This is a genomic window from Halostagnicola alkaliphila, assembly GCF_055379965.1.
Window position 1 is genome coordinate 1211559 of sequence record NZ_AP043826.1, and the last position, 22045, is coordinate 1233603.

Annotated in this window: 19 protein-coding genes; 13 read left to right on the plus strand and 6 right to left on the minus strand. The window is 58.1% G+C overall.

The genetic code is table 11. The features are described 5' to 3' along the window. Positions 1–81: 81 nt before the first annotated feature. The gene (locus ACZ5C7_RS11170) at positions 82–1770 is read right to left on the minus strand and encodes a cation:proton antiporter domain-containing protein (RefSeq protein ID WP_464376383.1); all 1689 of its coding nucleotides are present in this window, start codon (positions 1768–1770) and stop codon (positions 82–84) included. Continuing rightward, positions 1763–3448: a cation:proton antiporter domain-containing protein gene (locus tag ACZ5C7_RS11175; protein WP_464376384.1), complete on the minus strand. Its 1686-nt coding sequence runs from the start codon at positions 3446–3448 to the stop codon at positions 1763–1765. Before ACZ5C7_RS11175 ends, ACZ5C7_RS11170 begins: the two co-directional genes overlap by 8 nt. 189 nt (positions 3449–3637) lie before the next feature. Between ACZ5C7_RS11175 and ACZ5C7_RS11180 the strand changes: the two genes are divergently transcribed. From ACZ5C7_RS11180 to ACZ5C7_RS11195, 4 genes are all read left to right on the plus strand, one after another. Further along, positions 3638–4645, plus strand: a complete 1008-nt coding sequence (locus ACZ5C7_RS11180; protein WP_464376385.1) for a Cdc6/Cdc18 family protein — start codon at positions 3638–3640, stop codon at positions 4643–4645. 75 nt (positions 4646–4720) lie between these two features. Further along, entirely contained in the window at positions 4721–5863 is a 1143-nt protein-coding gene (locus tag ACZ5C7_RS11185) for a CRISPR-associated protein Cas4 (protein WP_464376386.1), read from the plus strand. Between the two features lie 123 nt (positions 5864–5986). After that, positions 5987–6133, plus strand: coding sequence for a hypothetical protein (locus ACZ5C7_RS11190; protein ID WP_464376387.1), 147 nt, complete (start codon positions 5987–5989; stop codon positions 6131–6133). A 25-nt stretch (positions 6134–6158) separates the two neighbouring features. Beyond that, positions 6159–6608, plus strand: a complete 450-nt coding sequence (locus ACZ5C7_RS11195; RefSeq protein WP_464376388.1) for a hypothetical protein — start codon at positions 6159–6161, stop codon at positions 6606–6608. Positions 6609–6657: 49 nt separating this feature from the next. Here ACZ5C7_RS11195 and ACZ5C7_RS11200 read toward each other — a convergent pair whose 3' ends face one another. Continuing rightward, on the minus strand, positions 6658–7137 hold the full coding sequence (locus ACZ5C7_RS11200; RefSeq protein WP_464376389.1) for a winged helix-turn-helix transcriptional regulator: 480 nt from the start codon (positions 7135–7137) through the stop codon (positions 6658–6660). Positions 7138–7359: 222 nt separating this feature from the next. Between ACZ5C7_RS11200 and ACZ5C7_RS11205 the strand changes: the two genes are divergently transcribed. Both ACZ5C7_RS11205 and ACZ5C7_RS11210 read left to right on the plus strand, forming a co-directional pair. Beyond that, complete coding sequence (locus tag ACZ5C7_RS11205; RefSeq protein ID WP_464376390.1) at positions 7360–8496, plus strand: hypothetical protein; 1137 nt, start codon at positions 7360–7362, stop codon at positions 8494–8496. A 128-nt stretch (positions 8497–8624) separates the two neighbouring features. After that, a complete protein-coding gene (locus ACZ5C7_RS11210) occupies positions 8625–10370 on the plus strand; it encodes a transposase (protein ID WP_464376391.1) in 1746 nt (581 codons plus the stop codon). A 410-nt stretch (positions 10371–10780) separates the two neighbouring features. Here ACZ5C7_RS11210 and ACZ5C7_RS11215 read toward each other — a convergent pair whose 3' ends face one another. The 3 genes from ACZ5C7_RS11215 to ACZ5C7_RS11225 form a co-directional block, all read right to left on the minus strand. Continuing rightward, the gene (locus tag ACZ5C7_RS11215) at positions 10781–11542 is read right to left on the minus strand and encodes a hypothetical protein (protein ID WP_464376392.1); all 762 of its coding nucleotides are present in this window, start codon (positions 11540–11542) and stop codon (positions 10781–10783) included. Further along, positions 11539–14142, minus strand: coding sequence for an alkaline phosphatase PhoX (locus ACZ5C7_RS11220; RefSeq protein WP_464376393.1), 2604 nt, complete (start codon positions 14140–14142; stop codon positions 11539–11541). The genes ACZ5C7_RS11215 and ACZ5C7_RS11220 overlap by 4 nt, the downstream gene beginning before the upstream one ends. 349 nt (positions 14143–14491) lie before the next feature. Then, a complete protein-coding gene (locus ACZ5C7_RS11225; RefSeq protein WP_464376394.1) occupies positions 14492–14905 on the minus strand; it encodes a hypothetical protein in 414 nt (137 codons plus the stop codon). Between the two features lie 297 nt (positions 14906–15202). Between ACZ5C7_RS11225 and ACZ5C7_RS11230 the strand changes: the two genes are divergently transcribed. From ACZ5C7_RS11230 to ACZ5C7_RS11260, 7 genes are all read left to right on the plus strand, one after another. Continuing rightward, the gene (locus tag ACZ5C7_RS11230) at positions 15203–16225 is read left to right on the plus strand and encodes a Cdc6/Cdc18 family protein (RefSeq protein ID WP_464376395.1); all 1023 of its coding nucleotides are present in this window, start codon (positions 15203–15205) and stop codon (positions 16223–16225) included. 98 nt (positions 16226–16323) lie between these two features. Next, positions 16324–16989: a bacterio-opsin activator domain-containing protein gene (locus ACZ5C7_RS11235; RefSeq protein WP_464376396.1), complete on the plus strand. Its 666-nt coding sequence runs from the start codon at positions 16324–16326 to the stop codon at positions 16987–16989. A gap of 195 nt (positions 16990–17184) precedes the next feature. Continuing rightward, a complete protein-coding gene (locus ACZ5C7_RS11240) occupies positions 17185–17430 on the plus strand; it encodes a hypothetical protein (protein WP_464376397.1) in 246 nt (81 codons plus the stop codon). Positions 17431–17564: 134 nt separating this feature from the next. Beyond that, positions 17565–18314: an ATP-dependent Clp protease adaptor ClpS gene (locus ACZ5C7_RS11245; RefSeq protein ID WP_464376398.1), complete on the plus strand. Its 750-nt coding sequence runs from the start codon at positions 17565–17567 to the stop codon at positions 18312–18314. A gap of 266 nt (positions 18315–18580) precedes the next feature. Next, on the plus strand, positions 18581–19291 hold the full coding sequence (locus tag ACZ5C7_RS11250) for a hypothetical protein (protein ID WP_464376399.1): 711 nt from the start codon (positions 18581–18583) through the stop codon (positions 19289–19291). Then, a complete protein-coding gene (locus ACZ5C7_RS11255; protein ID WP_464376400.1) occupies positions 19291–19638 on the plus strand; it encodes a DUF8156 family protein in 348 nt (115 codons plus the stop codon). The genes ACZ5C7_RS11250 and ACZ5C7_RS11255 overlap by 1 nt, the downstream gene beginning before the upstream one ends. Next, the gene (locus ACZ5C7_RS11260) at positions 19635–21938 is read left to right on the plus strand and encodes a DNA polymerase domain-containing protein (RefSeq protein WP_464376401.1); all 2304 of its coding nucleotides are present in this window, start codon (positions 19635–19637) and stop codon (positions 21936–21938) included. Before ACZ5C7_RS11255 ends, ACZ5C7_RS11260 begins: the two co-directional genes overlap by 4 nt. The last annotated feature ends 107 nt before the right edge of the window (positions 21939–22045 follow it).

Here is a 22045-nt window from a genome sequence, read left to right on the forward strand (position 1 = left end):
TTAGCCTGAGAAGGTGAGCAGAGAAACATTCCCTGTTCAAATTACAGATGATCGACGATATACTCTGGATTATACTACTGGTCAGTCACTTACACGGTGCCCACGTATGATCGGTTCCGCCTCTTCAAGTGCAGTTCTTCCCTGGATTCGAATCTCCTCTTTATCGATGTTCGAACTCATCAGATCACGTAATAGTTCCGACAAACGCTCCGAAGCGAGATGGTCTGGAATCGCAACGTACGTGGCTCCCGCTTCAAACAACTCCAGTGCTTCCTGTCTCCCATCGGCCCTAACGATGACATCTGATGAAGTATCCCTTGAAAGAAGGTACTCAGAAAGCCGTCTGTCCGATGTCGTCGAATACACGAGTTGACTCTCCGTGATTCTCGCTTGTTCGAGCGAGTAATCGACCATAGCATCACCGAACACGTACTGCTCCTGCTCAGCTTGTACCTTCTCGAATTGATCCGGGTCATGCTCAATCACAACCACATCAACGTCCAGATCATCGCAAACGGCTGCAATTCGGGCTCCAAGGATCCCGTACCCGATGATAATTACGTGGTTCGAAATGTCCGGATTGACGTCACTTCGAGCGAGTGACTGCTCGTGGCTCGACGCAAACCACTTCGATTTCGAGAAGAAGCGAGACAACTGCTCATCGTATTCTTTCGTTATGGTTGACGTGATCATCGTTACAGCAGAAGCGAGGATGATCGCTTGGAACACCGGCTCCGAAATCCGTTCGAGCAACAGCGCTTGAATAGCGATGATGAGTGCAAACTCGCTCACCTGATCCAGTGTAAAACTCGTGAGACACGCTGTGCGCGTCTCATACCCTCTGCGGATCAGCAAAAAGATCGTCACTACTGGCTTTACGATAACCACGAACAGAATCAGGATCCCAGCGAGTGTAAGCACCTCGACGGCTTCTCCAAGAGCACTAGGGAAGGTAACGAGGCTTCCGAGCGTCACGAAGAATATCGCACTGAAAAACGAGTTCAGCGAATCCAGACCGGAAAGCAGTGCTAAGTTGTTTGAGAAATCTCGCGTCACGGCGAGTCCTGCGGCAAAGGCTCCGACCGCAATAGAGATCTCCATCGCTACTGATCCCGCCATGAACGCGATCAGCAACCCGATACCGGTGAGAATAACGAGCTCGTCGTTATCACCTGCCAGTTTTGCAAGCAGATCGAACAGGTAGATTCGGATGAGTATCGCGGTTGTAAGAAGAACGACGCCATATCCGAGATTGAGCGCTATTCCGTCGAATGTGAATACCGCTGCACTGAGGACGAGAATGAGCAGAATGGCGAACAGGTCCTGGATAAAGTGAATCGACTGAACAAGCCGCCCGTGTACGAGATTGAGATAGATCTCGCGCTTGAACAACTCCTGGCCAACTAGTGAGGAACTGAGCCCAGCAGCGATAGCAAGGTACGTTGCGTCAAGGATATCGAGTCCGAATCCAAGCGAGACAAGGAACGCTATCCCACTGACGATGAGGAACTGAGCAGCTGCGACGTGTTCACTATCACTGGCGACGCTTCGAAGGCGACCTGGTTCGACGTTCACCCCGAAAATGAATACGAGGAACGCGATGCCCCATTGAGCGAGTTCCAGCGTCAAGTCCTCTCCGACTAGGGGAGGTAACAGCAGTCCGACAACGATGTATACTGGGATCGCTGGAATAGAGAGTCTATTTGCGATGACGAGGAATCCAGCAGCGAGTATGAATATCGTTGCCAGTGAAAAGAGAAGGTCACTCATCGGTGTTCACCCACTGTAGGCGCCCGTACTCACGGTCTCTAAGCCTTTCGAACTCTTCTCGATCCCTGAGATAGATTCGAAGTTGCTCGTCTATCGTATCCCGCGCAAGGAATGAGCTGTGAATCACGAAGTCAGCACCGAGGTCGTAGAGTTCATACGCGTCTTCAATTAAGTCAACCTCAGCAAACACAAGCGTCTCCTCACCGACTTCATCTAGCAATGTTTTGTTGACGTCTAACTCGACTGATGTGCTGAGGGCAACGGCAGCCCGTTCGAGTTTTGCCTCCGAACGAAGTTCACTATGTTTAAAATCTCCGTGAATTACGTCGTACTCATCGGGGTCAAGATATTCTGCGTCCTCGGGGTTGCGGTCAATGATGACAACCTCTCCGAAGTGTTCACGGAGTAGTGGCAGAAGATCGCGCGTTATCTCATCGTGTCCGATGACAACCGCATGGTTCTGTCGAGTAGTAACCCCGTCATCATCCTCTCCTTCTCGTTTAAACCGCTGTAGGTGCGGTTCTGCTCGTTCGTAGAGCGTGTAGTTGTAGTTCAGAAGGTACGTCGATGCACTCATGGTGATGATGGCGAGAAGGCTCAAAAATCCGAGTACGCCCTCGCTGATGAATTGCTGTGTCAACGCCAAAGTCCCGAGTACGAGCGAGAATTCACTCACTTGGACCATGTTGAGCGAGCCCACAAACGAGGTTTCGAGGGCAAACCCCTCTCGGTAGATCAGTGCAGCCATCACAACGAAATTCGCAGCCATAAGAAGAACGGACGCGATTATTGCTTCTCTCCAGTAAGCCAACAGATGCTCGGCAGTCAGCTGAAGTCCAATGCTCGTGAAAAAGACCAACATAAAGAAGTCTGTGATCGGTCGAATCTCTTCGGATAGTTGTGCACTTTGAGGGACCTGTGCAAGACTCAGCCCAGCAATAAACGCCCCCATCTCAATAGAGAGTTCCAAATAATCGGACGCGCCAATAAACAGGAATGCCCAAGCAATCCCAACGATGAATAGCGCTTCCCTATTTCCCGACACTTCAGCAAAGAGTCGTGGGAGAAGATACTGTGCTGCAACATAAGAGAATGCCGCGATGAGTGCCATGAAGAAGAGAACGAATGCGACACTTGAGAGGATTTCAACCGGACTTGCGAGTGATTCGGAGCTGAGAATTGCGAGGAGAACAACGAGGTAAATGTTTTGGAGCATCAACACACCGATATCGATTCGGCCTGGTAACGTTTCGAGTTGGTCGTTTTCTTGGAGGACTTTAACGATAACCGGTGTCGCACCAAAGACAGCTGCGAGTCCGACTATAACGAGTTCACTTCCTTGAAAGCCAAGAACCCACGCGACAGCTAACGCTAACCCCGTCTGAGCGATAGTTCCCAGCACAGTTAGCGAGACAATCGGACGGAAGATCTCTCTAATATCTTCGAACCGCAGTTGTAACCCCACTAAGAAGAGCAGAAAGCCGAGACCGAGTTCGGCCATCGTGTCGATAAGCTCCGTTTCCGTGACGAGACCGAACACTGCCGGGCCGATCAGGAGGCCCGTGAAGAGATACCCAACGAGGATGGGTTGGCCCGTCAATCGTGCACCGTACCCGAGGCCGATGGCGACGAGGATTATCAGGGCAAATTCCGCAGCAAGTGCAACCGTCTCTGGCATTCGATGTATGAGGGGATGGTCCCTCCGCTTCAAAGAGTCTATTCATTCCAATCTTCAAGCGACCATTGGATCTGAGGCCTAATTCGGACCCTCGTTCTCCCTAATCGCCCTCAAAATAAGCGATGTATTCGGAAATTCGGAAATGACACACTTCCACTTATTACTGACAAAGACTGTGTCGACACATCCATGATCACGGACGCTCGGGTTCTCCAACCCGAATTCATCCCGACCGAGGTCAAGCACCGCGACGCAGAACTCAACACACTTTCAGCTGCGCTCAACCCGATAACACACAGAGACAATGCTGATACAGCGTTCTTATTCGGCCCATCCGGTGTAGGGAAAACTTGTCTCGCCAAATTTCTCGTAGAGCAACTCCGCGAGAGTGTCGTTGACTTGAACTACCAGTACGTCAACTGCTGGGAAGACTACAGTCGTTTCAAAACTTTGTACCGCATTCTCGATGGCATCAACCACACGTTTGATGTTCATCGTCAGTCCACCCCGAATGATGTCCTTTTGGAACGGCTTCGAGACTACGAAGGTCCGCCATACGTGGTGATCCTCGATGAGGTTGATCAACTCGAAGACAAACAGTTGTTGTACGATTTGTACCGGGTTCGTGGACTCACCATGATTCTGATCGCCAACAGCGAACAGGAACTCTTCGCATCGTTAGATAACCGATTGAATAGTCGCTTCCAAATCTGTACACGAGTCAGATTCAATCCATATGGGAATGACGCTCTTATCGCTATCCTCCGTGATCGTGTTCGCTGGGGTCTCAAACCCGAAGTCGTTAACCCCGGTCAACTGGGACTCATCGCGGATATGGCAGCCGGTGACGCTCGCGCAGCAATCGGGATTCTTCGAAAAGCAGTACAGAAAGCCAACCAGGCCGGTTACAATGAGGTTTCGTCAGAGGTAATTCGAGGTGTGGTTCCGGAAGCGAAAGCAGAGATAGAACAACGGTCACTCGATAAGCTGACCGATCACCAGCGTGTGCTGTACGATACGATTCTGGACTACGGTGAGATCGCCCCCAGTACGCTGTTTGAGATTTACAGTGAGGCGGTCGAGAACCCGAAAACGCAGCGGATGGTGCGGAATTACCTCGCAAAGTTAGAGCACTACAATTTGATTATCTCAAAGGGCAGCACGAAGGGGCGAACATATCGTCCGTATTCTCCGTGATTATCTCTATCTGTCTATGATTTCGGAAATCACACGCGCTTGCCCATTACGATAGCGATTATTCATCAGTACGTTATGGGCGATGAACCAGATCCTGACTCATCTCTCGGAGTTATTGTGTCATCAGTGATCGAACGAGGACCTGAAGACCTCGTTCGGAAGCACTTGGTTGACGCGATCTCGAATCAAAATTTCAACGAGTGGTATCAAGAGCAACAGTTTACGCAGAACATCTTGGAGGGGCGACCGTACTTCAACGGTGCGTCGCCACCGCCTGACCCCGAGCGGCATTCCCCGAGTAAACTTCTTCAGTGCCATCGGAAGGTTAGTTACTACAAGGAGAACGCTCCTAAGGAGGGTGACTCGCCGCAGGGTTTGTTCTGGGTTGGGACGCGATTCGAGGAAGATATCGTCGTTCCGTACTTGCTTGAGTCGGCTACGACCGATGACACGTACGTGCAGAATTCAATGTGGATTGACACTACAATCGAAACTGAGGAGGACTCCGTCCAGGTGAGAGGGGTTACTGACCCGGTGATCGTTGATGCTGAAGGAGAGCCGCTTCTGGTGACGGAGATTAAAACGACGTCATCGCTGGAGTACCTGTCTGGACCGAAACCGCACCACAAAGCCCAGTTGCACGCGTACCTGTACGCGTTGAACGAAGAATATGAGCATTCGATCCGGGATGGGTTGCTGCTCTACGGTGCTCGGGATACGCTCGATATCAAAGCGTATCACGTCCCGTTCGATGCGACGTTCTGGAATGAAAGCGTCGTAACATGGATGCGTGCGCAAACCGCGTACCGTGAGAGTGGTGAGCTCCCACCAGCTAATCCGGTGTTCGACTGGGAGTGCAGCACCTGCCCGTTCCAAGGACGATGCGGGGAAGGCGACGCCCCGTATCAAGACGTTGGATATACTGGGCTGCTTCCTGGGTTTGCGGAGTATCGAAAACAACAGTTGACCGAGTACTTCGATGCCTTCCCTTCCGCGAAGCTCACTCCGACGCTTGCCCGTGAGTACCCCTCCCTGGTTGATGAGCAAGGCGTCTACGAATGGCGGTGTACAGCTTGCGGGTCAACATACGCGTGGGACGAACTCGAAGAAAAAGCCGATCCTTCAGAACTCCCTCTCTGTACTGGTTGCGCCGAAATCGGCGAGTTGACCACGCTCACAGTTCCGTCCCCAGAAAACCAATCCATTGGGCCTCAGTAGCCCCTTTGAGAGTGTTGACTACTTCACTACTGAGGGAATATACCGGAGGTAATCTCTTCGTTCAATACGCGGAGTAAGCGTGATGGGAGTAGATTTATATCGGTGAATCCCTTATCCCTCAGTATGTCAACTGAATCCGTCCGCGAACCTACCCGGTGTGAGGAGGACGGTGACCCACGTGTGCCGGTAGAGGTCCTTGATGCAATTGACAACCTTGCGGAAGGGGATACTGCTAGCAAGGACGAAATTCAATCGGTTCTGAAGTTTTAAGCCCTGCTGCTTCTTTTGTTGATTTGTGGCGTATATCCCTTTAGGCGGTTCGGAAGAAACACACATTATATTTGAGGGTAATTTCCCCGAGCACCTTGCTCGTCTTGATGCCTCTGAACAACGGGATCTACTGGTGAAGCTCAGGAATATTGCATTGGAAGATGCGCCCCCTGACAGTTATGTTTACGAACAAATTGGAAACTTAGATATACTGAAGTTCAGTGAGAAAAGGCGCGTATATGCGAAAGTGATTACGTACATTCCAGAAGGCAACACGCAGTATCACGTTATTTACGTTTTGTATGTCGATGAGGACCACGAGTACAACCAAGGAAAATTGGGGAAGTTTAGCCAAGAAGCTCAGCAGAAATTGGATGCGATTACTGATTTAGAAGCCGTGGCTGACGTAGAGGGGTATCTTGAGGCCCATAATTCGTTGACAGTTGATGACCTGAATAGTCTCCTCAACGACTGAAGGTCATTCTCCAGAGTGCGAAAACCTACTATTCACAGCAAACGGCTGCTCACTCCTTCTCCATAAAGTCCGAATAGTCCCCTTCTACCTCAGCGGGTTCCGTCACGTCTTCACCGTATTTGTCACGCGTTGAATGCTCGTCTTCTGCTCGGGCGATCTCGTCTTCGTAATCCTCGATCCATACGCGGAGGTTTTCTCGCCCCTCACTAAGTTTCTGTTCAGCTTCCCGGAGTTGTTTGTACGCGTACGTGACTTCGAATTCGTCCATCTTCTCCAGGATGAGCTCACCGCGGTCGGTGATCATGTACTCGTGATGGATTGAGCGCTGATCGAGGTCGTACTCGTCTTCCCCGATTCGGGTTGTGATGAGCCCGAGGTCGCGCCCTTCGTTTAATCGAGTGGTGAGTGTTGAGGGGCTGACGCCGACTAGGTCTTTCAGTTCGTTAAATCGTCTGCTTTCATATTTGAGGTGAACCAGCAGTCCGATTGCGCCACTCATCTCTAAGTACCCGCTGATTTGCTTGACCATCTATTCGAGTTGTGGGAAGCTCACTACAAATAGTTGTACTGCGGTATTGTTTGGATTGAACTTCGTAGTGTAGTACTGTACGTACTACAATTTAATGCAGTAGTTTAATCTCTGTAATTTATATGTGTCTGCGGTTCTAACAGCCTTACTGGTGTGCTTCGAACCGATTTCGGAAATCACACCCACGAACCCAAGACGAAAATCGAAGTAAATCAGATACAGATGAAACCGACAACTCACTCAAACCTCGACCGGAACACCATTCAGCGTGTAGTTGAACTGACCTGCGACCGGATTTTCAGCGAGAACACTGAACGACAGACTCCGAACGTAGAAACACTTCGTGAAAAACTCGCGTCCAAGAAGTCAGCATCTAACACCGACTCCACCGAGTCATTCCCAGAAAAAGTCGAAGGGCGGCGTTATTCGACTGCTGACCAACTCACCTCCTCCGTTGATACCCTCGTTGATTCACTGCACGCGTACGACACGTACGCGGAATCAATCATAGTCGCAATCGACGTCACCCGCCTCGATTCTGATTACTGGCTCGAAGCCGCTACCGCGCCAGGAGACGTGAGCGAGGTGGAACTCACGCCGACTCCCACACCGCGCTTCGCTACGATCACCACTGTCAACACGCCTGTCTCAGTTGTCCTTGCCGTCGAACCGCTGAGCAAGCCAGGTGACGAAACTCAATCTGAGCCGCGAACGTACGCGGAGATCGCCCGGACGCTCATTGAGCAAGCCAAGGAACACGTTGAGATCGACACGCTCCTGGCATCCCGAGCGTTTCACGCTGGAAACGTCATCGCAGAATTCGAGCGACAACACGTTGCGTACATCATCTTTTCACGACTTACCACGCGAGACCGTGAACGAATCTCAACGGTCAAAACCCGTGGTGATGCTACGCATGCTGTTGAACACGATGTCGATGTGTTCGTGGACGGCACGCCGACATGCACCACGAACCTGGTGTACGTCCCTGAAGACTCGGCACCTGATGGGTACGTTGGATTCGTAACGAATATCGACGTGTCGAAGTCGGATCTGGAGTCGGATACGGTTCCAGAAACGTATAAAAAACGGTGGATCGCCAACGTTCACAACCGCCTCCTCCGGACAAGACTCCACACGAAAGGTGTGTCTCAACTGGAGTTGACACGCGCTGATTACGAGCGTGTAGCAACTGAGGTGAACGCGTACTCGCTGGCGAACCACCTCCTGAGAGATTCTACCGGGCATACGAGCGAGAAGTTCCCGCTACCGTTCGACCAGTTCCTTCACTTACTCCACCAGAAGCGATGGGGGGTCACCAGCAGCACATCCCCAACTCGAAATCACGAGTCGAGGTAACCCGGCCAGTCACACCCATTTCCGTACCCTGACGCCCATGACGCGCACTCGACTCCAGCTGGCGACCTTCACTCGCTCCCCGCTCCAGCTGTGCAACCACCTCGTCCACCCCGCGTTCGGTGATTTTTATGGTGCGTGACGATCCCGCAGTTGCTGAAGCCATCGTCGTGCACGCAGAGACGCTTTGCGAGCGCGAAGACCACCTGTGGGACGTCATCAACAAACTTTCAATACCAGTAGACCTCCTCACCGATCACCGCGACCAGGGTAAGGTCGATTTCGGCACCGAAGAGATGGTTCGAGCACACCTGTACCGTCTTATTCGCGGGTATTCTCAAAGCGATTTCGCAGACCAGTTGAGTGAGCGCTCCAGTTTGGTGAAAGCTGCCGGGTTTCAAATCAAGAAGCTAGAAAACGCGCCGTCACAGCAGGACCTTTCATACGCGAAATGCAACTTCAGCGACCCGACATGGAACATCATTGAAGCCGCTGCCAACGGTATCAGGCGAGAAGTCGTTGAACACGGCATTATCTCAGAAGCACTCGTCCCAACTCCCGCCCCAGACGAGGAAGACGAGGAAGACACTGAGAAAACGAAACGCGAGTACAAACGCGAGAAAACGCATAAATCGGTGAAGTTAGCCAGGAAACACGCGCTCCCAGAGTTCAAGACAGGTCGTGCGTCGAACCGTCAATACGAAGACATCGAGCTCTTAGACCAAGTTGCACGCATCTGCGCGAATAACGGGAGTGCGCATTCTGAAGGCGAGATTGGCTACCTACTCAACGATGAGTTGACGTGCGACGGTTCAACGCTCCTCCGCGCGCTCAAATTAATCGCCACGCCTGACGATGATGACTCGATGCAGCTCACCTTGGACTCGGTGTTCGAGGAAAACCGTATGCCGAAGATTGATGCGATCCGTGACGAGGTCATGAAGGCGTTCGACGGGGCGACGGACAACGTGATCAACTCGATCCGTGGTGATGACCCGTTCGATGACCGGAAAACCATTGCTGCAATCGATATCACCGATGACCCGTTCACCGTGAGTCCCTGGGAAGACAGAGACAAGAAGATCCCGAAGCCGAACTACCCGCGGATGGTCAACGGGTACGTCGATGACGATCCGAAGAAACAAGGGTACAAGTACGCCACCATCACGCTCGTCGGTGACAACGTCCCGATCATACTCGGTGTTGAACCGTACAAGCAGAATTCAAAGTGGGAAGAGGAAGACGCTCCGTCGTATCCGAAAGCCGATCTCGTCGAGCGGTTGTTAGATCGAGCACAGGAATTTGTGGATCTCGATGAGGTGTTGCTTGATCGTGGGTTCTACAGCGAAGATGTGTACGCAGCTATCGAAGATCGCGGGTTGTTGTACACCACACCCGTTCCGAGGTACACGGACGATTATGAAAACATCGAGAAGATCAAAGCGCACCCCGAGGCGGACATGGCGGTTGAACCTGACGTTGAATTCTGGAAAGACGGGGAACTCCACCACACGGCACACTTCCTCTATGTGCCAGTTCGGGATGATGATGCTGACGGGAACTACGCGGTGTTTGTGACGAACCGTGACAGCGTCGATACTCCTGGTGAGATCAGACACGTTGTGAATCAGTATCGACGGCGATGGGATATTGAGAACCAGTACAAGACTATCGTGGAGTACCTACCGCGGACGTCTTCAACCGATTACCGAGTTCGACTCACGAATTTCGTTCTGGCAGCGCTGATCTACAACCTCTGGCGGTTGACTGACTACCTCATCAAGATCGCCATCGACATGGATGTTCGAGCTCCACCTGTGCTGACCGCGAAGACGTTCGCTACGGTGCTCGGCCAGTTCCTGTTGCGGGTGGGGTAGCGGTCAGCCGTAGTTTTCGGGTTCGAAATTCCTGAGCGGTAGCTGTTTTTCGCCTGCTTTTATTTCGCGTTCAATTACCAGATCTATATCACACCTTGTGCTTGGTTTGACTGCTTGTTTTCTTACAATCCAAATTAGTGGATTGTAATTCTCGACCGACTCTCACTCATTTGTAGCCGATCCATATACGAAAAGTCTGGGCCAACACCGTGATCGGCCGTGGATCATACTGGCCTGATCGGCGTGAGCCGTTCGCGATCTTCGATGGCTCTCGATATCCTCACGAGCGCCACGCCGCTGGGATCGTTCAACGTCCCGGTTTCGGGCACACGAGATCGGTTCCGTCGGAGCCCCCCTCGAGTCGTGATTTTACACTCCGGACGGAATCGTCTCAAAAATAGCCGCGATCGTCAGGAGCGCCGTGTGACCAGGACGCCCGCGATCACTGCGATCGCCGCGAGTGCGGTTCCGGCCGCGAAGCCGGGAACCGTATCCTCGTCGTCGGACTCGGCTCCTTCGGATTCGTTCCCGGACGCTGATTCGGACGGCCCGTCGCCGACGGTGAGCGTTCCGGCCTCGAGCGACGGATCGACGCGGTCGCCTCCATCGGCGTCCACCTGTGCGTCCGTGACGCGCAGTTCCGCCTCGCCGTGATCGACGCCGTCCACGTCGATCCGCGCCAGCGTGACGTCCGTCCCACCGGGCGTGATCTCGTCGGCGAGATCGACGGCTTCCACGGTGACCGTGCGGTCGTCGGCGCTCACGACGGGATCGGTCGTCAGCCCGAAACGATCCGGATAGCTGGCGTTCGCGACGGTCGCAACGTCGTCGCCTTCGAGCGCGAGCGTCAGCTTGAACCCCGCGAGCCCGTCCGGCACCTCGGTCAGCGAGATGCGGTGTGTCGCGGTGGCCCGAGGATCGGCCGTCTCGTCGGAGACGACGAGTGTGGAATCGTTTGTCACACTCGAGACGTCACCGGCCGGTCCGCCCGTGGCGGCCGTCGGTTCGGCGATACCGGCGGTGACCGGTCCGATCGCGGCCCCACCGAGTGCGACCCCGATCGCGAGCGCGAGGAGGAGCGCACGAGCCGACCGTCGACGGGGCGGTATAGGTACTTCTCGACCGGGGTCGGAAGTCGTCGACTCGGAATCGGATCGACGAATCGGGCTCACAGGCCGTCGTACAGTGCGACCACGTCGTTGTAATCGATTCGGCCGTTGTCGTTGAAGTCGAACGCGCCGTCGTTCAACCGGACGGAATCGTCCTCGATGTGATCGAACAGGAGAACCACGTCGTCGTAGTCGAGCCGACCGTTACCGTTGACGTCGTCGAACGTGCCGTCGCCGTTGGTGTCGGTCGGGGGCCTCCCGCCGGGACCGCCGCCCACCGGCGGCGGGCCGGTGACGACGATGCCGGGACGGGGCTGGGGCTCGATGGGCGTCCCCGAATCGTCGTCCAGCGCGTGGATATCCAGCGTGATGTCGGTCGTCCCCGCGTCGATTCCCTCGAGTTCGACGGTGGCCAGCGTGACGTTTCGCTCGCCGGATTCGATCGCGTCCTCGAGGTCGGCGAACCGGAACTCGATCGACGAACCGTCGCCGCTGACGGTCGGATCGGCCGTGAGTTCGATCCCGTCGTGGTAGCTCGCGCCCGCGATCTCCGCGACGTCGGTGTGCTCGACGGAGACGGTGACGCGTCCGCCGGCGAGGCCGTCCGGAACGGACGAGAGCGTGAGATCGACCTCGCCGGTCGCCTCCTGACTAACCCCGACGGAGTCGACGTGGAGCGTCGCCGGCGGCTCGTAGACCCACATGGCGTCGTTGGGATAGGACCGACCGAAGTTCCCTTTGTCCTCACAGAGGAGTACGCGGCCGTCGTCCATGACCATGACGTTGTCGACGTTGATGAGCGAGACGTCCTTCAGGGATTCGGGGTCGCTCGCGTTCGGGCCGACGATGACCGGCTCGAGCTGGGAGACGTCGTAATTCTCCTCGAGTTCGCCACGGTAGAGAATCCCGCTGTCGACCTCGTCGAACCGGAGTTCGCCCTCGTCGTCGGTCATGTATCCGCCGAGCGAGGAGATGCCGAAGTAGATGAAGTCGCCGGGCTCGGCCTCGTCGTGGGAGTCGATCCCCTCGGCCTTGTTGAACTCGACGCTGGCACCGATCTCCTTGGCGGCCGCGCGGGTCTCGAGGAAGGGGACGCGACGAAGCTCCTCGTCGACGCCGTCGGGGCCGTACTCCTCGTACTGTTCGGCCCATTCGACGATTTCCGCGTCGGTGATGTAGTCCTGGTTGCCGTTGATCGCGACCTCTTCGTCGGCCTCTCGCAGCGCTTGCTCGAGGTCCTCCGTCCAGTCGGCGTCGTCGGCGTGGGTCTCGAGGTAGTCGACCTGGGTGACGTCGTCGTACTCGCCGATCCAAGATTCGGCCTCGGCGTTGCTCGCGGTGCCCATCGGCAGCCACTCGATGTCGAGGTCGGTTTCGGCGACGGGGCCGTCGCCGATCTCGGTCGCCTTCAGGGCGTAGAGCGTGCCGCGGACGTCCATCCGGTCGTCGTAGCTCGGCATCGACTCCTCGGCGACGAACTTGTAGATGCCCTTCGCGCCGCCGTCGGAGGCGAGGTAGACGGTCTGTTCGTCGGGTAGTACCTCGGGACACTCCCACGCGGCGCGGCCGAGGACGTGATGTTTGATCGGCGTCGGTTCGTCGGCGGTGGGGTCGGCGATCTCGACGATATGCCCGTAGCGATAGCGGTTCGGGAAGGCGTCGTCGATGGGATCCAGCGTGTCGTTCCCGTCTTCGTCGTAGACTTCCTCCGAACCGAGGTAGTAGGCGAGTTGCTCGACGCCGCTGTTCGACCAGAGGCCCATCGGCGACCAGCTGTCCTCGCCGAAGATTTCGTCGAGCGAGTCGCCCGCCTCCGTGATGTTGGGCCGGTTGAAGAACTCGCTGCCGCCCCGCAGGCCGACGCCGCTGCCTTCTTCGACGATGTCGCTGACTTTCGAGATCCCGTTGACGCGCGGATGGCCGTAATCTTCCTCCGCGGAAAGAGGCGTCTCCCACGGACTCAGGTCGCCGTAACAGTTGATCTTCGTGCCCCCGAGCTCGCGGAACGCCTCGTGATTCTCGATCTCGTCGGCGTTCTCGAGGTCCGCCTCCCAGCTGCCGTCCTCGCTTCGGCCGATCGGCGTTCGGACGATGGCACCCGGCGTTGTCTCGTTGTTCGTAAAGAGGTAACCCTCGGTCCCCGCCTCGTTCGTCGAGACGAAGAAGTTCATGTCCATCACGTCGCCGACCGAGATATTCTCCCCGTCGGGCGTCTGGGGCTTTCCCCACTGCTCCGTTCCGCCGTTGATCTCGTCACCGTACTGTGCGAGGAACGTGTACTCGCCTGCCGCCGAGAGCACTTTCCCCTGCTCGCTCTCGGTCCGTGGCGCCTCGAGCTCGTCGAACTCGTCGTTCTTCCCGTTGAAGGTAAAATCGAATCCTTCGAAGAAACCGACCCCGCCGAGGTTGAAAGGCTCGGGGTTGCCGTCGTCCGGTGCCTGCAGGCTGTAGAGCAGTTCGCCCGTGTCGAAGACGAACGGTCCCGTCACTTCGGCACCGAACGCCGTCGTCGAGAACCGTTTCATGCTCCCCTTGATGTACGGTGCCGGCAACGTGTCGTGTTCATCCGGCCGATCCTGTGCGCCTGCGACGCCGACCATTCCGGCGCCGATTGTCGCCGCGGCTGACGATGCCATCAGCTTCCGCCTAGTAAATTCGACCATGCAATCGGAACAATAACCAATTAATTAAAGATATTTTATAATATTACAACGTAGAAGATAATAGCTAACAGTTCGGTTTAGTGGGGGGAAATAGTGGACTGATATATCTAAGCGCTATTGAGCCCTCCACAGGAGATGGGAGTACGCCACTCACAAGTAGACACCTCGGGTCGGTGGTAGTGTCTTCAGAATCACATCCTCTCCGCCTGAAGGACGTGGTATTGCGCCTGTTCAGCGTATAAGGCCGACCGCGGCGAGTGTACGCAGGAACGGTACGGAACGGCGGTCGGTCACGTCGAACTCGCTACTCCTATCCTCGTCGAAAAGAACGCTGTCTGATCGCGATGGCCTACTCGAGGCCCTGTGCCACCGCGTCGGATCGGATCCCGGCCGCACGCTTTCGCACCCACGAGAGGTAGCGCTCGATCTCGGTCGGCGTCGCGCCGTAGAACGACGCGACCCATTTGACATCGGACCACGGACAGGTCACGAGGTAGGCGGCGAGCGTATCCTTGCCGGCCTGGACGACCTCCGGCGGGACGCCGCGCTCGCCGGTTCCCTCCTCGACGAAGCCGTTGACGTCGAAGTAGACGTCGGCGTAGAGGCGGGCGTCTTCGAGGTCGTCGAAGGCGATATCCGCGTGGTCGGGCGCTTCGAATCGATAGCCGGCGTCGGCATCGTCGGCTTCGACGATGCGAACGCCCAAGATGTACTCCTCGACCGTCGAGTCGTCGATAGCGCGAACGGTATTGGACGTGGTCATGAACGGTCTCCCTGAAAGCAGGCGCGTCGGTAGAACCATTAAGAATTTATATGAGTTCTATAGTGTCCTCGCGACCGAAACGTATCACCACGGACCGCCCTATATTCTCGAGGTGCATTTCCCGAACGGATCGCGAGCTATCCGACTCGCGGAATTCACATCGAACGCACGGCTCACCCCCTCTACTCCAACGCAGCGACCACACACCTTACGCTTCGGCGGACCGACCGGTTCGATTTCGGAACTATCGGAACCGCTGCACCGTCGCTTAAGAGACTGGAACGAAAACCGGGAGGTGTGATCGTCGACGACCGCGTCCTTCGCGAGGAGTTCGTCCCGAGCGAGGTGGTCCACCGCCACGAGGAGGTCACCCACCTCTCGGAAACCCTCGAGCCGTTGCTCTTCGATACCCGGCCCGAGCCCGCGTTTCTGTTCGGGCCGACCGGCGTCGGCAAGACTTGTATCGCCCGATACACCGTCGACCAGCTCCGCGAGCAACTGCCGAGCGCGCGGGTCGCCTACGTCAACTGCTGGCAGGAGTACACCCGATTCCGCGTTCTCTACAGCCTTCTCGAGGCCGTCGACCGAGCGTTCGACGTCCACCGATCGACGCCGAAAGACGAGTTGTTCCAGCGGCTCTCGGACGCGGACGACGAACCCATCGTCGCGATTTTAGACGAAGTCGATCAGCTCGAGGAGACCGAGGCGTTGTACGACCTCCATCGACTGCCCCACGTCTCGCTCGTGTTGATCGCCAATCGCGAGGAGGAGTTGTTCGCGAGCTTCGACGACCGCGTTCGGTCTCGGTTGCGCGCCGGAACCCGAGTGCAGTTCGACCGCTACGGCGCGGACGAACTCGTCGCGATTCTCGAGGAGCGCGCGGTTCAGGGGCTCGAACCCGGCGCAGTCGACGAGTCTCATCTACGGGCGATCGCCGACGCCGCGGCCGGCGACGCCCGCGTCGGTATCGGGATCCTCCGCTCGGCGGTCAACCGCGCGAATCGACGGGGGCTCGAGTCGGTTACCGACGACGTACTCGAGGAGTCGATTCCGGACGCGCGGACGGAGATCCGTCGTAAGACCGTCGAACAGTTGATCGAACACCAGCGCGTCCTCTACGACATTATCGCGGATGCGGGCGAGATCGAACCCGGGGAACTCTACGCGACCTACGAGACGAAGGTCGAGGATCCGAAGACGAACCGGACGCTGCGAAACTACCTCACGAAGATGGTCCACTACGACCTGATCGAGGCCGTCGGCGAACGACGCGGCCGGACGTATCGGCTGGTCGAAGGCGGCGAGAACGCGGGCGAGTGATCGTACTGTCCGTTATCTGCGTTGTTCTTCGAGAAATCACGTGAGCCGTCGGCGACCGCCGGGAAAAGATTCCCGTGGCTGGCCGATTAATACCGACTATGAGCATTATCGTGGAGTTCACGATCCCGGCGTCCGAGTTCGTCTTCGGGGACGTGTTCACGGACGCTCCGGACGCCACGATCGAACTGGAACGGATCGTCCCCGCGAGCGATTCGTTGATGCCGTACTTTTGGGTGACGTGTGAAGATCACGAAACGGTCGAACGAGCCATCCGAAATCATCCGGCGGCACGCAGCGTAGCGCGGCTCGATTCCGTAGACGACCAAACGCTGTACCGCACCGTGTGGGAGGACGACGTTCACGACCTTATCTACGGGATCGGTCAGACCGAAGGCGTGATCCTCGAGGCCTCCGGCGACGAACGTTGGTTTTTTCGATTGCGCTTTCCGAGCCACGACGCGCTCGCGCGGTTTTACAACTTCTGTACCGAACACGAGATTTCGCTTCACATCGAGCGCGTTTACACGCTGACCGAACACGTCGAGGAGGGGCGACAGCTGGGGTTAACGGCCGATCAGCGCGAGGCGCTCGTTCTCGGGCTTGACCGCGGGTACTTCGACTCGCCGAGCGAGGCGTCGCTGTCCGATCTCGGGGACGAACTCGATATCTCTCAACAGGCGATGTCGAAACGAATGCGGGGCGGGATGAAACGAGTTCTGACGAAGGTTCTGCTCGACTCGACCGATCGGCTGCCGAGAGAATAACACTCATCTCGCGACTTATATACCCGTTGTCCGAACAACTCCCGTTCTTATTCCGGTTTGTACTTAATAACGGGTCAAAGATGAACGCCGCTATCCGTTCTACTAGTTTTCGCTCCGAACCGCCGTCCGAAAGCGAGCGTGTCCAATCCGTCACGATTACGGAGTGCGACGAGTCGCAAACCGGGTGATCGATCGATGTCTCGGTTCGAAGATTGGCTGACGTGTCCCGAATGCGACGGCGACAGCGAGGTCGGCGTGCTCGCGCACAGAACGGAGATAATTCTCGAGTGCTACGGCTGCAGCTACGTCTCCGAGTTCGCGATCGGCAAGGATGTTCCCGTTAACAGCCTCTCCGCATCCGCCATCACGGATGCGGCGTCTGAGACGACGGCTACCGGATCGAACGACGACCGAGACGAGGACCCCGACAGCTCACAGTAGACTGCAGGCGCTCGGTCAGCGTGTGCGTGCGTGTTGTTCTACGACCACGTAATCCACTCGGGAACAACGGCCGCACAATCCAATTGAGAACACCACCAATCTACATCCCCAGTGGCGACGTCTGTTCACGCAGGATGCCCGCAAGTGGCCTATCGACACCCCTCACCGTTCTCGCCGCGGCGTTCGCCGTGGGCCTCGCGCTGGTCCACCTCTTCGTGGGCAAACTCGAGTTCCTCGATCGCGTCCCTCGAAGCCGGTGGCTGTCGTTCGCGGGCGGCGTCTCCATCGCGTACGTTTTTGTCCATATCATCCCGGAGATCCACGACGCCGCGTTAACGCTCGAGGGCTGGGACCCCGTCGTCGTCTTCGCCGAGCATCACGTCTACCTGATCGTGTTGTTCGGGTTCGTCGTCTTCTACGGCCTCGAGCAGTACGTCCAGAAATCCAACGCCGAGGCTCGCCGGCACGGACTCTCCCCGAGTGCCGGCGTCTTCTGGATTCACGCGGGATCGTTCGCCGCGTACAACGCCCTCATCGGCTATCTGTTGGTTCACCAGGAGGAGCCGGGCGTCGTCGGCGTGACGACCTTCGCCGTCGCGATGGCGCTTCATTTCGCCGTGAACGATTTCGGATTGCGAGCCCACCACGGCCGACTATACCACGACTACGGTCGGTGGCTGTTGTCGGCGGCGGTGCTCGTCGGCTTCGGCGTCGGCTATGCCCTCGAGATCGCCGAACAGCTCGTTTCGGTGCTCTTTGCCTTCCTGGCGGGCGGTATCATCTTGAACGTCATCAAAGAGGAGTTGCCGGCCGAACGCGAGAGTCGGTTCTGGGCGTTCGCACTCGGTGCGGCGGGGTACGCTGCGGTGTTGTTGTTCGTGTGAGGCCGTCTCGCCGATTCGGTTCAAATCACTCGTCGATTTTCGAAGTCAGCCGTCGTTTTCCGAGGCTACTGGTCGATCTCCAAGATCGCTCGTCGTTATGGAGCCGTCTCCGGTTTCGGAACGACCCACTGTTTCGGAACCGAGCGCCGATCGCGAACGCTCGAGCGTTCTCCCGCTGAAGACACGATACGCGGGCGAATCGGCTCCTATCGGAAATGCGGAACTCGCGTTCCGCCGCTTATGGGCCGTCCGGGAAACACTCGAGTATGTCACGCCTCGAGTTCGAACCCGGACTGACCTGCTGTCGAGTGCCGTCGCCGCGATCGCCGATCCTCCACGAACTGGTCTGCTCGCGACTCGCAGCGACCGCTGGAACCGCTTACTGGATCGACGCGGGAAACACGGCTTCGCCGCAGGTGCTGTACGATTGTGCCTCGAGCCCGCGGGTCCTCGACTCGCTTCACATCGCGCGGTCGTTTACGGCTTACCAGCACCACTCGATCGTCCGTCGAGTGGTCGAGAAGGCGGATCTGCGAACGTCGCTGATCGTCGCGCCGAACGTCGTCGGCAGGTACCGCGACGACGACGACGTTCCGCCGTGGGAGGGCGAGGAGTTACTCGCCGCCAGTCTCGAGACGCTGGCCGAACTCGGGCGGGCGCTCGAGGTTCCCGTTCTCGTCACCGCCTCGAGCGACGACGCCGAGGCGACGGTTTCCGAGCACGCGGATCACGGCGTCGAGTGCGTTCGAACGCGGGAGGGGATCCGACTCGAGGGCGACGGCGCGGAGACGATGGGCTACTGGCGGGGGAGCTACTGGCAGACGACGATTCCCTATTGGGTCGATTGTTGCGGCGTCGCCGACCGGATCGATCCCGTCGTCTCGGCGGCTGACCGTGGGCTGTTGGACGTGTACCCGGAACCGGGTGGCTCGAGCGGCGAGGCGCTTTCGAGCCCCGAAACGGGGGTGTCGGGCTGATGGGACGGACGAACCCGACCTACCGGGACGCGCTCGCGAGCCTTGAGTCCGACTGGGGGCCGATGCGCCGGGCGCTTCGCCGCGAGTATCAGGGTGATTTCGACCGGCTGTTCGATCGCGCGCGGAACTTCGCCGACGCGGCCGGGCATGCGAACGCTACCGATCCAGAACGCGCGCTCTTGCTGTCGCTGTTGCTCGCCCACGAAGTCGAACACAGGCGGATGCGCGGTCGTCTCCAGGAGGCGGAAGATCGACTTGGGGAGACGGAAACGCGACTCGAGGCGCTCGAGGCGAGCGGAGCGGACGAGGTATTCGAGGGGGCCGATCCGCGGGAGGATCGCCCGTGACCGGACCTTACACCTTCGAGTTCGAGGACGGACTCGTTCGCGAGTGGCACCTGACCGAGGGCGGCGCGACGGTTCGCGAGGTCGAGGACTACCAGCCGTCGCTGTTCGTCTCGGCACCCGAGAGCGCCCGCTCGAGCCTCGAGGAACGGCTCCGGTCGGACCCGAAGGTCGCGGCGGTCTCGCGAGAGCGGTGGGCGACCGACCTCCACGAGAGCCACGTCGGCGAGCGGTCGGAACTCCTGCGGGTCGGCCTCGAGCGCGTCGGCGAGGTGCGAACGCTGGCTCGAGAGCTACGCAGTGACGCGCTCGAAGCCGAGCGGTACGCCCCGGGAACGGTTCGGCTGTACGACGTCGATCTCGATCCGGGCTTTCGATACTGTCTCGATAACGGGTTCGATCCGACTCCGGAACGGGGGTCCAGAGCGACGCGAGGACCGGACCGAGGGCTTCGGACCCTCGAGATCGAGATCGACGAGCCGGGATTGGCCGCCGAGGACGTTTCCGAACTCCGACTCGACGGCGACCTCGTCTCCGGCGACCCCGAGGACGTCTGCTGGTCGATCGGTCGCCGTCTCGACCGCATCGATCCCGACGCGTTAGTGTTGAGCCACGGCGAGCTCGTTCCCGTCCTCGAGTCGGCGGCGGCGGAAGCCGGACTCGAAGGGTTCCACCTGGGACGGCTTCCCGGTTGGGGGCGTGTTGCGGGTGCCAACACCTACGAGAGCTACGGCTCGGTCGGTCACTCGCCGGCCAGATACCGCGTTCCGGGACGAGCGATCATCGATCGATCGAACAGCTTTCTCTGGCACCAGTCCGGACTGCCGGGACTGCTGTACATGGTCGAGAAGACGGGCCGACCGCTGCAGGAAGTCGCGTGGGGGAGCATCGGCACGCTATTGACCTCGAGACAGATCCGACTCGCGCGAACCGAGTACGACGTGCTCGCGCCCCAGAACAAGTGGGAGCCCGAGCGGTTCAAAGACGTCTCGACGTTGCACGCCAGCGATCGGGGCGGCTTTACGTTCTCGCCGGAGGTCGGCTTTCACGAAGATGTCCACGAGATCGACTTCGCCTCGCTGTACCCGCGGATCATCTGCCGGCGAAACGTGAGCCCCGAGACGGTGGGCTGCGGTCGCGACCACGGACCCGACGACACCGGCGCGTCGACCGTTCCGGAACTCGAGTACGATCGCTGTTCGAAACCCGGCTTCCTCCCGGAGGTTCTCACGCCGTTGCTTACCGATCGTGCCGAGATCAAGCGCCAGCTCTCGGGCGACGGGACCGAGTCGGGGACGCCCGAGGGCGCCGGAATCGAAGACGACGCCAAGGCGCGTCGGCTCCGCGCCGAATCGGGCGCGATCAAGTGGGTACTCGTCTCCTGTTTCGGCTATCAGGGCTACCGAAACGCCAAGTTCGGCCGCATCGAGTGCCACGAAGCGATCAACGCCTACGCGCGAGCCATCGCGCTCGAGGCGAAGTCCCGACTCGAGGACGGCGGCTGGCGTATCGTCCACGGCATCGTCGACAGCCTCTGGGTGACCGCTTGCGTCGACGAACCGGAGCCGCTCGAGGACGTCACTCGAGATATCTCGCGTTCGGTCGGCATCGAACTCGAGCACGACGGGCGATACGAGTGGGTCTGTTTCGTCCCGTTGCGGGACTCGAGCGCGCGTTCGGCGTTCGACGCGAGTTCGAACTCGCGTTCGCAGTCCGGCTCGAGTGCACCTCCACGCCGGGGATCGACACCGCCGGGTGCGCTCAACAAATACTTCGGCAAGCGTATGAACGGAACCTACAAATTCCGCGGGATCGAGACCCGCCAACGGAGCACGCCCGAGTTCGTCGCCGAGAGCCAACGAGAGTTCGTCGACGTTCTCGACCGCGAACGCGACCCGGCGGCCGTCTGTGACGCGCTCGAAAAGCGGATCGGAGAGCTCCGACGCGGCGCGGTCGACTCCGATCGACTCGTTCACACGAAACGAGTTTCGCGGCGGCTCGAGGCCTACAGTCAGCGCACGCAGACGGCCGCCGCCCTTGAGCGCTACGACCGACACGGAATCGATCGCCACCCCGGTCAGTCGGTCGAGTACGTCGTTACCGACGACGATGCGGACGGCCTCGAGCGCGTTCGCCTCGCGTTCGAGGACTGCTCGTCCGTCGACGCCGACTACTACGCGACGCTGCTCCGCAGGGCTTGCGAAAGCGTCGTCTCGCCGCTGGGGTGGGACCGCCGTCGGATTCGGGAACACCTTCGGGACGGCCGGACGGTTCGGCTTTCGACGTTCACGTCGGTGGATTGAGCGCCCCGCGTGCGTCGTACCCTGCCGTCAATTACGTGCGTCATACCCTGCCCTCACTGCGTGCGTCGTGGCGTCGTGTGTTCGGAAACTGGAACGCAGAGTCAACA

Bases quoted from the DNA above. Each gene is read 5' to 3' on its own strand.
- ACZ5C7_RS11170 (WP_464376383.1), bottom strand. From the start codon at position 1,770: ATGAGTGACCTTCTCTTTTCACTGGCAACGATATTCATACTCGCTGCT.
- ACZ5C7_RS11175 (WP_464376384.1), bottom strand. From the start codon at position 3,448: ATGCCAGAGACGGTTGCACTTGCTGCGGAATTTGCCCTGATAATCCTC.
- ACZ5C7_RS11180 (WP_464376385.1), top strand. From the start codon at position 3,638: ATGATCACGGACGCTCGGGTTCTCCAACCCGAATTCATCCCGACCGAG.
- ACZ5C7_RS11185 (WP_464376386.1), top strand. From the start codon at position 4,721: ATGGGCGATGAACCAGATCCTGACTCATCTCTCGGAGTTATTGTGTCA.
- ACZ5C7_RS11190 (WP_464376387.1), top strand. From the start codon at position 5,987: ATGTCAACTGAATCCGTCCGCGAACCTACCCGGTGTGAGGAGGACGGT.
- ACZ5C7_RS11200 (WP_464376389.1), bottom strand. From the start codon at position 7,137: ATGGTCAAGCAAATCAGCGGGTACTTAGAGATGAGTGGCGCAATCGGA.
- ACZ5C7_RS11205 (WP_464376390.1), top strand. From the start codon at position 7,360: ATGAAACCGACAACTCACTCAAACCTCGACCGGAACACCATTCAGCGT.
- ACZ5C7_RS11210 (WP_464376391.1), top strand. From the start codon at position 8,625: ATGGTGCGTGACGATCCCGCAGTTGCTGAAGCCATCGTCGTGCACGCA.
- ACZ5C7_RS11220 (WP_464376393.1), bottom strand. From the start codon at position 14,142: ATGGTCGAATTTACTAGGCGGAAGCTGATGGCATCGTCAGCCGCGGCG.
- ACZ5C7_RS11225 (WP_464376394.1), bottom strand. From the start codon at position 14,905: ATGACCACGTCCAATACCGTTCGCGCTATCGACGACTCGACGGTCGAG.
- ACZ5C7_RS11235 (WP_464376396.1), top strand. From the start codon at position 16,324: ATGAGCATTATCGTGGAGTTCACGATCCCGGCGTCCGAGTTCGTCTTC.
- ACZ5C7_RS11240 (WP_464376397.1), top strand. From the start codon at position 17,185: ATGTCTCGGTTCGAAGATTGGCTGACGTGTCCCGAATGCGACGGCGAC.
- ACZ5C7_RS11245 (WP_464376398.1), top strand. From the start codon at position 17,565: ATGCCCGCAAGTGGCCTATCGACACCCCTCACCGTTCTCGCCGCGGCG.
- ACZ5C7_RS11250 (WP_464376399.1), top strand. From the start codon at position 18,581: ATGTCACGCCTCGAGTTCGAACCCGGACTGACCTGCTGTCGAGTGCCG.
- ACZ5C7_RS11255 (WP_464376400.1), top strand. From the start codon at position 19,291: ATGGGACGGACGAACCCGACCTACCGGGACGCGCTCGCGAGCCTTGAG.